The organism is Gilliamella sp. B14448G11 (assembly GCF_016101765.1).
GTDB lineage: Bacteria > Pseudomonadota > Gammaproteobacteria > Enterobacterales > Orbaceae > Gilliamella > Gilliamella apicola_N.
Genome location: NZ_JACFPX010000020.1, coordinates 41535 through 55426 on the forward strand (window position 1 = coordinate 41535; position 13892 = coordinate 55426).

The window sequence follows — 13892 nt, forward strand, 5'->3', positions numbered from 1 at the left end:
GTGGAATATTTATACTATCAGAAACTTGATAACCAATTTGTTATTAAGTTTCACCTACTAGAGGTGATCTCCGTGAATTTAGGTAATGATAAACATCTAGTCAAAATTAATCTAATGTTATTATTTAATTATACCTAAATTTTCTTAAAGGTGTATGTATTGCACAATGAATAAGTGAATATCATGATCTATAAAGTAGCAAATATATAAAGGAAATGTTTTTCGATAAATTCATTGAAAAAAATAATAAAATTAATAAACACCTATAGTTTCACTTGCCAAATAATTAACGATTAACAAAATTAAATAATTATCCAAAAAGTGATTTTTTTAAACTAAATTAAATCGTTTTAAAACAAGAAGGAAAATGCAATGGATACAATAAAAAAGCCACCGGTTAAATGGCTACCATTTATTATTATCGCTGCTATTTCAGCCATTTTATGGCTATTTGTATTACCTCCTGATGGAATCAGTATAGAAGGATGGCGGACAAGTATTATTTTTGTGGCTACTATTGCTTGTATTGTTGCAGAAATTATGCCTATTGGCGCAATTGGTTTACTGGCGATTACCATTTTTGCGGTGTTAAGACCATCTGGAGCTACTTCTGCAACAGAATCAATTAAAATCGCGCTAAGCGAATTAAATAGTACATTAATATGGCTTATTGTTATCGCTTTTATGATCGCTCGTGGTTTTATTAAAACAGGATTAAGTAAACGTATCGCTTATTATCTTGTGAAAATTCTCGGACGAAATACATTAGGTTTAGCCTATGGATTATCAGTAACTGATATTGCTTTAGCACCTGCAATTCCAAGTACCACAGCTCGAGCGGGAGGCGTAATTTACCCAATTGCTGAAGCTTTAGCCATTAATTTTAATTCAAATCCTAAAGATGATTCACGAAACCGCATTGGAACTTTTTTGATGCTAACGATCAGTCATATCAATGATATTACATCGGCAATGTTTTTAACGGCATTCACTGGAAATCTACTGGCGGCTAAATTAGTAACATCTTCGCTTGGCATAACATTAGGTTGGGGTCAATGGTTTATTGCTGCTATTGCTCCTTGTTTAGCTTCTTTCATTATCATTCCGTTAGTTATCTATTTTTTGACCAATCCAGAACTTAAAAAAACACCTGAAGCACCAAAATTAGCGACGGAAGAGCTTAGAAAAATGGGTCCCGTCACTGGTAAAGAAATTATAATGGGAAGTACAGTGATACTGCTTTTGGTATTTTGGATTTTTGGTAATAAATTGGATATTGACTCAACTACTACAGCTTTTATTGGCTTAACTCTATTAATTTTAACAGGCGTATTGAGTTGGGATGATATTAAAGGAGAAAAAGCTGCTTGGGATACTTTAATTTGGTTTGCAGCCTTACTTATGATGGCAGGACAAGTAAACAAACTTGGTGTAACTAAGTGGTTAGGTAATACTATAGGTAATGCAATAGAAGGGCATTTAGGTGAAAGTAGTTGGGTGCTTGTTATTATTATATTGTGTACCGCTTACGTTTATTTACACTACTTTTTTGCCAGCGGTAATGCTCATATTGCAGCTTTGTTTCCTGTATTTTTATCTGTAGCAATTGCTCTCGGTGTACCACAAATGATAGCTATCTTTGCACTAGTCATTTGTACGAATTATTTTGGTTCAATTACACAATTTGCCAACGCTAGGAACCCACTATTATTCGCTGAAGGATTTGTACCGGTAAAAACATGGTGGAAAGTTGGTTTTGTATGTAGTGTTGTAAATTTAATTATTGTTTTCACCATTGGGTTATTATGGTGGAAAATGATAGGGTTAGGTCAATAAAGTAATTTTTTTACTAAAGAAATGTTTTTACTGCTAGTTTGACTAGCGGTAAAAACATATTAATAAAATTTATTCAACCTATTACAATTGATAACTTCCAATCATCGACTGTTTTCCAATATTTTTGCTCTTGTTCTAAATCAAGCAGAATAAGTTTATTATTTTCAATGAATGTCTCATCTATCTCTAAAGTAATATTTGTTAATTTGTCATCAATTAATTTCAAACGAAAAGCATTTAAATTCAGATCATTATTACGCTGATTATTGATTAATATTGATAATCTTAATATCTGTAATAATGATATGATATGCTTATATTCAAAAAGACTAAAATATGGCAAATTATCAATATTTATTGATTTTCTATGATAACGAACAAGAGAAGATAAAAGAAGTTGTTGTTCTTCATTAAATCCTGGGAGATTACTGTTTTGTAAAATATAACTTGAATGTTTATGTATAGAAGAAAAATTGATTTTTAATCCTACTTCGTGTAATTGTGCAGCCCAGTATAATATTGACTCCAAATGTATCGGAATAGTAATAGGAGATTGTTTCTTCCACTGTGAATATAAATATTTGGTTGTTTTAACAACCTGTTTTGCGTGCCGTTCGTCTATATTATAATGCTGAGAAAGGGACTCAGCTGTCGTTTCTCTAATATCTCGATAATTGGGACCATCAATGAGCTCATATAATACGCCTTCACGTAGGGCACCAGGACAATATCGTAAAGCTTGTAAATCTAGTGCATCAAAAACACCGCTAAAGATAGCAAGACCACTGACAAAAACATCTTTTCTTTCATCGGAAAGGGATGGGTATTGAATATCATAGAAAGAGTCAAATTCTAAAATATAATTGATTAGATCATCTAACCGTTTTTGAGTTATGATTCCATCACTTACTCCCAAATCCAACAGTATTTTGTAAATGGATTTGATTGTACCCGATGTACCAAAAGCAATACTAATATTCTGTTTTTTTATGGTATTAATAATGCTTTCTATCTGTTGTGCCGCAGCAAGTTTAGCTCGTTGGAAAGATATTTTATCGATCTTTTTTTTAGAAAAAAACTGCTTTGTATAAGTGACACATCCCATTGGTCTACTCGCAACGATGTATGGTTTAAGATTATTCCCTTTACCTATTGCTATCTCAGTGGATCCTCCACCTATATCTATAACAAAATTTGTATTAGTTATATTGGTCGATTCGGTAGTCATCGTGCCCAGATAAATTAAGCGAGCTTCCTCTTGCCCAGAAATAATTTCAACAGGATAAGGTATTACTTTAGCCGCTTGAGTCAAAAATATCTGTTTGTTTTTTGCAATACGTAATGTGTGTGTTGCGACAATCCTTACATTTTCAATGGGAAAATCTTTTAATCGCTCAGCAAATAAAGCAAGGCATTCTACACCACGTTTGATACTTGATTCACTTAACTCATTATTTTCATTTAATCCTGTAGCTAAATGAATATGTTTTTTATTCTTATAAATAATTTGTGAAGTACCATTTATACAACGAGCAATGATCATATGAAAACTATTTGACCCAAGATCAATCACAGCATATTCATTTAATTTAGTCACTTTCCTAATTCCTTATGCAATTGTTTCTAGTTGTTTTAAATAATCATAGATAGCATGTTGTGCTCTAATTTTCTTCTTATTACCTCTTAATACATAATTATTAGTATTATCTTTATCAATAATTCTGGCTTTAACATTGTCATTACATTGGATATTAAAAATATCATGAATCGTCGATCTTAAAATAGGGTCAAAAATTTTAACACCAACTTCAATACGATTATCTAGGTTTCTAGGCATCCAATCTGCTGAAGAAATATAGGTATCTTTTTTTCCATCATTTTCAAAAATATAAACACGAGCATGTTCTAAATATTGATCAACAATGCTGGTCACAAAGATATTTTCACTTAAATTAGGTATTTGAGGAACTAATACGCAAGTTCCTCGAACAATCATTCTAATTTTCACTCCCGCACATGATGCCCGATAAAGTGCATCAATCATTTCTTTATCGGTTATCGCATTGAGTTTTAGATAAATACCTGCAGATTTTCCTGCTTTAGCATTTGTTATTTCTCGTTCAATAAACTCATGAAATCGTAATCGTGTGTTTTGAGGAGAAACCAGCAAATAATTGAAAGATACTGGTTTAAATGGATTTTCAATAAAATTGAAAACTTTTTTTACTTCATCAGTTATAGCAGGATCTGCTGTTAATAATGAAAAATCGGTATAAATTCGGGCGGTTCTTTCATTAAAATTACCTGAACCAATATGAGCATAACGGACAATTTCATCATTTTCCTTGCGGTCAATTAAAAATAACTTGGCATGGATTTTTAATTTTGGTTGTGAATAGATAACTTTAATACCACTACTGATCAATCTTTTGGCCCATTTTATATTTGCTTCTTCATCAAAACGAGCTTGTAATTCAACTACAACCGTTACTTTTTTTCCATTATTGGCGGCATTTATAGCGGCATGAATAAACCGAGAATCTTTTGCAACACGATAAATATTCATTCTTATGTGGGTCACGGCAGGATCGAAAGAGGCCTGTCGCATAATTTCTAATACATGCCCAAATGAATAATAAGGATAATATAGTAGGACATCACGATCTTTGATTGCTGCAAAAGCATTTCTGAATTGTTTGAATCTATTATAAACAAGATTAGGCACATGTTTATTCATCAAATTTTTAATACCTAGATCTGGAAATTTCACCAAATCTTTAAAATTAGGATATCTTCCTCCAGGCATGGCATCTTGTTCAGTTAATCTTAATTTGTTAATAAGCAATTCAAATAATGCTCTTGGCATATCCTTTTGATAGGTAAATCGAACAGGTTGAGCTGTTAATCGTTGTTTTAATCCTTGAGACATCAGTTCAAGCAAACTATCTAATTCGGTATTTAATTCATATTCAGCATCGCGATTTATATTGATTGAATAAGCATTTAGCTCTAATGCATCAAAAAAAACTTTGAATATCTCAGGGAGACAATAACGTAAAATATTATCTAGAAATATAATTGATTTATTTTTTGTCGATACTTCAGAAGGAAGTAAAACGAATCGTGAAACATTATCAGTAGGTAGTTCAAGCAGGGCATAACTTATGCTAGTTTCACAAATTATTTCAACAGCCAAATAGGCATGATCGTCTTTTAAAAATTGAATCAATTCCGTATGACTATCAAGTAGGATAGGGGTAATATACTGTCTTAGATTATTTTTGTAATAATTTTTTATCCAATTTTCTTGATAAGAAGATAACTGCCTTTCATTAATCAAAAAAATCTGATTTCTGGCCATTTCAAGTAATAATTCATTATAAAGCTGATCAAACTGAAGTTCTAATTGAATAACTTTTTGATTAACTTGGCGTAAAAGTTGTTTTGAATTTGATGAACCTTGAGATTGTTCTTGTTCAATCAAAACATATTTTTTTAAATTAGCAAATTGTACTTTATAAAATTCATCAAGATTACTGGAGTATATTCCTAAAAATCGAATACGCTCAATAAGCGGATTACTTTTATCAGCGGCTTCTTGTAGAACGCGCTGATTAAAAGACAACCAACTTAGTTCTTTTGGAAAGTATACTTTTTCTGATAGCATTTTTATCTCTTACAATTTATTAATACTGTATATTTACAGGATAACTTAAGTAAAAAAAAAAGCTAGCACATAGCTAGCTTTTTATATTTAATTAACGATATTAGAATTAATTAAATTCTATGAACTGAAGTTGTGTTGGTGGTTCCACTTGGAACCAGTGCTCCAGATACCATCACAATTGTATCACCTTGATTTAAACCGCAATGTTTAACTGCCATTTCTTTACCTAAACGGTAAAAATCATCAGTAGAGTTAATTGCATCAATTAAAATAGGCTCTACACCTTTAGATAATGCTAATTGATTAACGGTTTTTTGACTTGATGAAAGTGCTAAAATACGTGCTTTAGGGAAATAATGACGTACTTCACGTGCAGATTTGCCACTGCGAGTTGCAACAACAATCAATGGAACATTGAGTCGTTCTGCAATTTCAACTGCACCACAACAAACTGCTGCTGTAATTCGTAATTTTTCTTCTTTAGCGGTAAGTTCCAATGAAGCAGGAATAGTGCTATCTGTACGTTTACAAATAGTTGCCATGACATTCACCGTTTCAAGTGGGTATTTACCTTTAGCGCTTTCGCCTGATAACATCACTGCATCAGTTCCATCAATGATTGCGTTAGCTACATCACCCGCTTCAGCACGAGTAGGGCGAGGATTTTTTATCATTGAATCAAGCATTTGTGTTGCAGTAATAACTGGTTTTGATGCTCGATTACATTTTTTAATCATCATTTTTTGAGCAAAGATAACTTCTTCAACCGCAATTTCAACACCTAAATCACCACGAGCAACCATAATACCATCTGATGCTTCTAATATTTCGTCAAAATTATCTAAACCTTCTTGGTTTTCAATTTTAGAAATAATTTTGATATCTTCACCACCATGAGCTTTTAAGTGAGCGCGGATATCTTCAACATCTGAACGTTTACGAATAAATGAAGCCGCAATAAAGTCAACGCCTTGTTCACAACCAAAGATAAGATCATTTTTATCTTTTTCAGCTAAAGCAGGTAATTTAATTGAAACACCCGGTAAGTTAATACCTTTATTTTCCCCCAAATCACCATTATTTAAAACTGTACAGATAACTTCATTACCTTTAATTTCTTTAACATCCATAGCAATTAAGCCATCATCAACTAGCACGCGATTACCTGGTTTTAGATCATGCGCAAAACCATCATAGGTAACAGCAACACGCTCAGAATTACCAACGACATTCTTATCAGTGGTGAAAGTGAAAGTTTGACCAGCTACTAATGAAACGTCATTTCCGCCTTCTAACTTAATAGTACGAATTTCAGGACCTTTGGTATCTAGCATGATTGCAGCTTTTAAGCCAGTTTCTTGCATTACTTCTCGTAAATTCTTTATTCGATTACCATGCTCTTCATAATCACCATGAGAAAAATTTAAACGCATAACGTTCATTCCTGCGTTTAATAATTTGGCTAGCATCTCTTTTGATTCAGATTTAGGACCTATGGTACAAACTATTTTTGTCTTTTTCATAATATTTTCTACTAGTTGTTAAAGTTAATGTTTAAAATTCAAATAATCTTTTTTCGCAAAAAAAATCAATGTCTGATGATTGATTAGATTGGTATATAGAGAGATGAGTAACTACAAAATAGTTACATAACTTAAATAAAATATTTGAAGAATTAGTCATTTTCATTAAAGCTTGGACATCTACAAAACTGGAGCCATTATATTCTTAACTACATTTAAAATAAAGCTTTTTGTAATGAAATTGTCTCAATTAGCCACTAAAAAACATTTTAATAATATAAATATTTGTCAAAATGTTTGAGGAAATGCATACGTTTCAATCACATTAACTCTTTAAGTTTATAAGTAAGTTCGTTATCTTCATTCTTTAGAATTAATTGATCCTTTGTTAATTCAATCTTTGCACCTTTAACAATTAAGTCTTCAATAACTGCATCTAATTCACCCAGTTCTCTATCAGGACAAGCCATTTTGGTCATAGCTAAACCTGCTCCTTTAATAACATTATCGTTTAATGCAACTTTTCCAGAAAATAAATTGCACATTTTTCCTGTTATTGTCATATTTTCACCGAATTCTAATTCAGCATACTTATCAGATGCGATTTTTTGTCCATTAGCCTTTACTAGCACAAAGTGGTGATGCATAAGATCGGTATCTTTGACATTGTTTGATTTATTACAACCAGAAATGGTGAAAGCTGTAGCAATTAAAGGTAAAATAAAAATCGTTTTTTTCATTTAAACTCCTAATAAAAAGTTTAATTTGCTATAATTGAGCACAATTTAGATTATTAACAGAGCATTTTACTCTCTATGTTATCTCAACAGCAACTAAAAGATTTAAAATCAACGACTTTCTTAGATAAACATAAAATAATAAAACTGGCTAAAAAAAATCATCTTGAGAATGATATTAATTTGGCTATACAAGCAGCTAACCAGCATTACCAAGCCCGAGTATTGTCGTTACCAAATAAAATTCATTATCCTGACAATTTACCTGTATCTGAAAAAAAACAGGCGATTTATGATGCTATAAAAAACCATCAAGTTGTCATTATTGCAGGTGAAACGGGGTCAGGTAAAACGACACAAATTCCGAAGATTTGTTTAGAGCTAGGTTTAGGGATTAAAGGATATATTGGTCATACCCAACCAAGACGATTAGCTGCTCGTTCTGTTGCAAATCGTATTGCGGAAGAATTAAAAACAGAAATAGGGCAGTTAGTTGGTTATAAAGTTAGATTTTCAGATCATGTGAGTGAAACAACATTAATAAAACTAATGACTGATGGTATATTACTTGCTGAAATCCAAAAAGATAAATTGTTGCTACAATATGATACTATTATTATTGATGAAGCTCATGAACGTAGTTTAAATATTGACTTTATTTTAGGTTATCTAAAGCAACTATTACCTAAACGTCCAGATTTAAAAGTAATAATTACATCAGCAACCATTGATGTGGAACGATTTTCTAATCACTTTAATCAAGCGCCAATAATTGAAGTTTCTGGACGAACTTATCCTGTAGAAGTGAGATACCGTCCACCCATTTTCAATGAAGAAGATGATACAATTAACGATTTTCAACCTATTCTTGATGCTATTGAGGAACTATCAGCAGAAAGCTTTGGTGACATATTAATATTTTTAACTGGTGAACGGGAAATTCGTGATGTAGCCGATATACTTAATAAATTAGAATTACGCCATACCGATATTTTACCTTTATATGCTAGATTATCTGCAACAGAACAAAATCGTATATTCCAATCCCATTCCAAACGTCGAATTATTCTTGCAACTAATGTCGCAGAAACATCATTAACTGTACCAGGAATTAAATATGTAATCGATCCTGGTTTAGCCAGAATTAGTCGTTATAGCTATCGAACAAAAGTCCAGCGATTACCAATTGAACCGATATCTCAAGCTTCGGCTAATCAACGAAAAGGTCGTTGTGGGCGTACCTCGGATGGTATATGTATTCGTTTATATGATGAAAATGATTTTTTATCCCGACCAGAATTTACTGATCCCGAAATATTACGAACTAATTTAGCTTCGGTAATTTTACAAATGACTTCATTAGGTTTAGGTAATATCGCTGCTTTTCCTTTTGTCGAAGCACCTGATTCCCGATATATTCGTGATGGTATTCGATTATTAGAAGAGCTTGGTGCAATATACATTAAGCATCATCAATATCATTTAACTGCAACAGGTAAAATTTTAGCTCAATTGCCTATTGATCCAAGATTGGCCAGAATGTTAGTAGAAGCAAGGCGATCAGGTTGTACAAAAGAAATAATGATAATTACAGCAGCCTTGTCTATCCAAGACCCAAGAGAAAGGCCATTTGATAAACAACAAGCTTCTGATGAAAAACATCGCCGTTTTGCAGATAAAGAATCAGACTTTTTATCTTTAATTAATTTGTGGAATTACATCCAAGAACAGCAAGATCTTTTATCAGGAAATCAATTTAGACGATTATGTCAAAAAGAATTTTTAAATTATCTTCGTATCAGGGAATGGCAAGATGTCTATACGCAAATCAGACAGACCATCAAACAATTAGCTTTTCCAATAAACAGTAAAGCTGCTGATTATATTTCATTACATACTTCTTTGTTGAGTGGGTTATTATCTCATATTGGCATGAAAGAAATTGAAAAACGTGAATATATCGGAGCTCGAAATATTAAGTTTGCAATTTTTCCAAATTCAGCACTTTTTAAAACTCAGCCGAAATGGTGTATTGTTAGCGAACTGGTCGAAACAAGTCGATTATGGGGGAGAACTGCAGCTAAAATTGAATCAGAATGGATCGAGCCTATAGCCCAACATTTGATTAAATACAGTTATAGTGAGCCAAGATGGTCTAAAAAGCAGGGCACCACAATAGCCAACGAAAAAGTAACATTATTTGGTTTACCAATTGTTGCTAATCGTATAGTTAATTATAGTAAAATTGATCCAGTTTTAAGTCGTTCTTTATTTATCAGGCACGCATTAGTTGAAGGTGATTGGTTAACTAATCACAAATTTTATAAACAAAATCAAAGAGTAATCAAGGAAGTTGAAGATCTTGAACATAAATCGCGTCGCCAAGATATTTTAATTGACGACGATGAGCTTTACGAATTCTATGATAAACGTATTGACGATTCAGTTATTTCTACAAAACATTTTGATAGTTGGTGGAAACAAAAGCAAAAATCTCAACCTGATTATCTTAATATTGAAAAGGAGATGCTGATCAAACAATCAGCACAGCTGGTTAATCTAAGTGACTTCCCTGATTTCTGGTATCAAGATAATTTTAAATTAGCATTAGAATATCAATTTGATATTGGACATAATCGTGACGGCGTCACAATTAAAATCCCTATTGATTTGTTAAATCAAATAAAAAATAGAGGATTTGATTGGCAAGTTCCTGGATTCAGGAAAGATTTAATTATTGCCTTAATTAAATCATTACCAAAGTCATTACGTCGTAATCTTGTTCCTGCACCGAATTATGCAGAAGCATTTTTAGAGAGAATAAAAACAACAGACCAACCAATTCTTGAAAGTTTAGAAAATGAATTTCGCAAAATGACTGGAGTAAAAATCACATCTGAAGATTGGCAACTAGATCAGGTTCCCGATTATTTAAAAATGACATTTAGCATTATTAATAGCAATAATGAAGAAATTGCATCAGGCAAAGATTTAGTCTTATTGAAAGAACAGTTAAAAAATGAAGTTCAAAAAGCTTTATCCACTTTAACTACCAAAAAAATAGTATCCATTGAGCAAAGTAATATAACTGATTGGAATTTTGGTACATTACCTACAACTTATGAAGAAAAACAGAAAAATTATACAGTTAAAGCTTATCCTGCACTTATCGATCATCAAGATTCAGTTAGTATCGAATTAGTTGATAATCAAGAGGAACAACAAAAATTAAATAAATTGGGTCTTAGACGTTTGTTAATGCTGAATATTCCTTCACCAATCAAATATTTACATGAAAAATTACCGAATAAATCCAAATTAGGACTTTATTTTAATTCTTTTGGTACCGTATTAATGTTGATTGATGATTGTATTGCTTGTGCTGTTGATGAATTAATAGATAAATATAATCAAAATATTCAAAATCAAGATCAATATCAAAAATTGCTTGATTATACCAAAACAAATATCAATGAAACGGTTATAGATATTGCTAAACAGGTAGAAAGTATTTTGACTTTACACTATAACATTAACAAAAAATTAAAAGGTCGAGTTGATCTATCATTAGCTTTTGCTCTGTCAGACATAAAAAGGCAACTTAGTAATCTAGTTTATAAAGGTTTTGTTGCTGATTCGGGTTATAAACGACTTGCTGATGTTTATCGTTATTTACTAGCAATTGAAAAAAGAATTGAAAAACTTATGGGTAATGTAACAAAAGATAGACAATCGATGAATATTATTGAGGAAGTTGAAAATCAATATGAAAAATGGGTTAATAGCTTGCCACAAATTGTTAGATCTAAAGATAGTGTCATTAATATACGTTGGATGATTGAAGAGTTAAGAGTGAATCTATTTGCTCAGCAATTAGGAACCCCTTATCCAATTTCACCTAAACGAGTTAAACAGCAGATCGAACTTGTAAAATCTGAATTATAAATATTAGGATGATCATTTCAGGTTTTAAAATTAGAACATGAAATAATAAGAAGAAAATAAAAGAGAAAGTAGGGCGTGGAATACGCCCATCTTCAAAAATGCTACTTATAAAGATCTACAAATACAGTGATATTAGGTCCTTTAGTATCATGAGCTACTCGAGCAATATGATAATATTTAGCTCCATTTTCAATCGCTCTTTTACCTGCTTGATAAGAAATTTCATGATCAGTTACATAATATCCTCGGAATTTAATAGTATCAAAAGCAACCATTTTTGCGGCTGTAGCATCATTCAATTCTTGAATTTTTCTTCCGTCAGGAAGCGTTACAGTGTAACGTATTAAGCGTTGTGGTTCGGTTGCAACTGCAGGAGCAACATCGGTTGAAGCAGTTCCAGTTATTTTCGTTTGTGTTGTCTTTGTGGTAGATTGATCTATTACTTTTACTTTATTATTAAATTTGTCTGCATAAAATTTCTCATTAAATGCAGATGGTGAATAATAACCAGGTTTTTCAACTTGCATCGCTGCTTCACCACCTTGTGCAAGTGCAAGTTGGCCAGCTTCAGAATCATAAGGAATGGCGTTTTCAGGTTGAAGTTTACGCTCTGGAGCATCTTTTTTAAACAAGTAAGCTGCGACTTGGATATTGCTGCCTAATTCAGAACGAGAATCAATATAAAAAGCGTAGGCACCTTTTGCTAAAGCTTCTTTTGCAACAGCTTGATTTAAATCAATTTCACTAGGAAAGTATCCACGTATGCGCACAATATTAAAAGGTTCTAAACGAATCGCCTTAGATTTTGGATATTCAAATACACCTTCAAATTTACGAAAGTTCTCAGCTGTTTCAACAGCCTTTGGTGCATCTGACTTATATAATTTAGCGTAAACGATACGCAATGTATCATTCGATGGACTGATATTCGTAGTAGTTATATAGAATGCTGAAGCACCTTCTTTATCAGCTGCTTTTGACATAGCCGTGACATAATCATTATCGGTATAAAAAGCACCACGAACAGTAATTTGTTTAAAAGATTGAAGGTCTTTAGCTTGTTCTTCATTTAATTGTTGAGCTGCAAATGAGCTAATTGGACTCGCAGCGATAGTCGCTACAATAAGAGTTTTCTTTAAACTTATCATATTTGATTAACCTTAGAATTAACTTATTTAACATTTTATCATGAAATAAATTACTTTCCCAAAACAATTAAAGCGTTTAAATTTTTGATGAAAATATATTTACCTTTCACGGATAAAATATCAAGTTCTTGAAATTTAGTTAAAATTCTACTAACAGTTTCAATGGTTAATCCTAGATAATTAGCGATATCGGTTCTACTCATAGATAACTTTATATTCAATGAAGTATGACCACGTTTTTCATAACGTTTATAAAGAGAATAAATAAAATAGGCTAGACGTTCATCAGCCTTTTTTTGTGAATAACATAAAACTAACTTTTGAAAATTATAGATATCATTACTTAATAATTTTAAAATCATATCTCTTGTAGTTTTATTTGTATCAACTAATTCCATTAATTCATCATAGCGGAGTTCGCATATAGAAACATTATTTAACGCTTTAACAGTATAGTTATAAACCCTTGTTGAAATGGAGTCTAACCCAACAATATCACCTGGTAGATAAAAACCATTGATTTGTTCATTACCATTTGAAGTAGTAACATAGGTTTTTAATGCGCCTGAATGGATGATGAATAATTTTGTGAAAGAAGTGTTTTCGTGAATTAAGATCTCATCTTTTATATAAGACTTTTTACGATCTAACACTGTATGTAGGGTATTATTGAGTAACATTGGGATACATAGTGATCCAGTACTGCACAATTCACATGGAACAGAATAGCTTTTTGATCGTAATGACTTATATTTAGTTTGCATCTTTCCGAAAATGTTAATCCATTAGTTGACAAGAACAATGTATTCTATAATAAAAAACAAAGAGTAGTTAGACATTATTTTTTTATTTACAAAAATAATCTAATATCTTTATAGAAATACAAAAAAACTTTATATTTCATATAAAACTACACTAAACCGATATAATTTATATCTTATATAATAATTGATAAAAGTCAAGAATAACAATTAAGTTCAAAATAAAAGAAGAGAAGAAAAGAGGACTAAATGATATTGGCCGGTACTTAAATACA

Annotated in this window: 8 protein-coding genes; 2 read left to right on the top strand and 6 right to left on the bottom strand. The window is 31.6% G+C overall.

Annotated elements, in window-relative coordinates:
* Positions 1-372: 372 nt before the first annotated feature.
* On the top strand, positions 373-1836 hold the full coding sequence (locus H3S88_RS11500; protein ID WP_198228911.1) for a DASS family sodium-coupled anion symporter: 1464 nt from the start codon (positions 373-375) through the stop codon (positions 1834-1836).
* Between the two features lie 73 nt (positions 1837-1909).
* Here H3S88_RS11500 and H3S88_RS11505 read toward each other — a convergent pair whose 3' ends face one another.
* The 4 genes from H3S88_RS11505 to H3S88_RS11520 form a co-directional block, all read right to left on the bottom strand.
* Positions 1910-3379: an exopolyphosphatase gene (locus tag H3S88_RS11505; RefSeq protein ID WP_198228952.1), complete on the bottom strand. Its 1470-nt coding sequence runs from the start codon at positions 3377-3379 to the stop codon at positions 1910-1912.
* A gap of 66 nt (positions 3380-3445) precedes the next feature.
* Complete coding sequence (gene ppk1 / locus H3S88_RS11510) at positions 3446-5503, bottom strand: polyphosphate kinase 1 (RefSeq protein ID WP_198228910.1); 2058 nt, start codon at positions 5501-5503, stop codon at positions 3446-3448.
* A gap of 110 nt (positions 5504-5613) precedes the next feature.
* Positions 5614-7026 (bottom strand): pyruvate kinase PykF, encoded by a 1413-nt coding sequence (gene pykF / locus H3S88_RS11515; RefSeq protein WP_025315592.1) that lies wholly within the window; start codon positions 7024-7026, stop codon positions 5614-5616.
* A 320-nt stretch (positions 7027-7346) separates the two neighbouring features.
* Positions 7347-7766, bottom strand: coding sequence for an META domain-containing protein (locus tag H3S88_RS11520; RefSeq protein WP_198228909.1), 420 nt, complete (start codon positions 7764-7766; stop codon positions 7347-7349).
* A 75-nt stretch (positions 7767-7841) separates the two neighbouring features.
* Between H3S88_RS11520 and hrpA the strand changes: the two genes are divergently transcribed.
* Positions 7842-11708 (top strand): ATP-dependent RNA helicase HrpA, encoded by a 3867-nt coding sequence (gene hrpA / locus H3S88_RS11525; RefSeq protein ID WP_198228908.1) that lies wholly within the window; start codon positions 7842-7844, stop codon positions 11706-11708.
* 101 nt (positions 11709-11809) lie between these two features.
* Here the strand turns inward: hrpA and H3S88_RS11530 are convergent, their stop codons facing one another.
* Positions 11810-12856: a YdgH/BhsA/McbA-like domain containing protein gene (locus tag H3S88_RS11530; RefSeq protein WP_198228907.1), complete on the bottom strand. Its 1047-nt coding sequence runs from the start codon at positions 12854-12856 to the stop codon at positions 11810-11812.
* A gap of 50 nt (positions 12857-12906) precedes the next feature.
* Positions 12907-13620, bottom strand: coding sequence for a cyclic nucleotide-binding domain-containing protein (locus H3S88_RS11535; protein ID WP_086351307.1), 714 nt, complete (start codon positions 13618-13620; stop codon positions 12907-12909).
* Between the last annotated feature and the right edge of the window lie 272 nt (positions 13621-13892).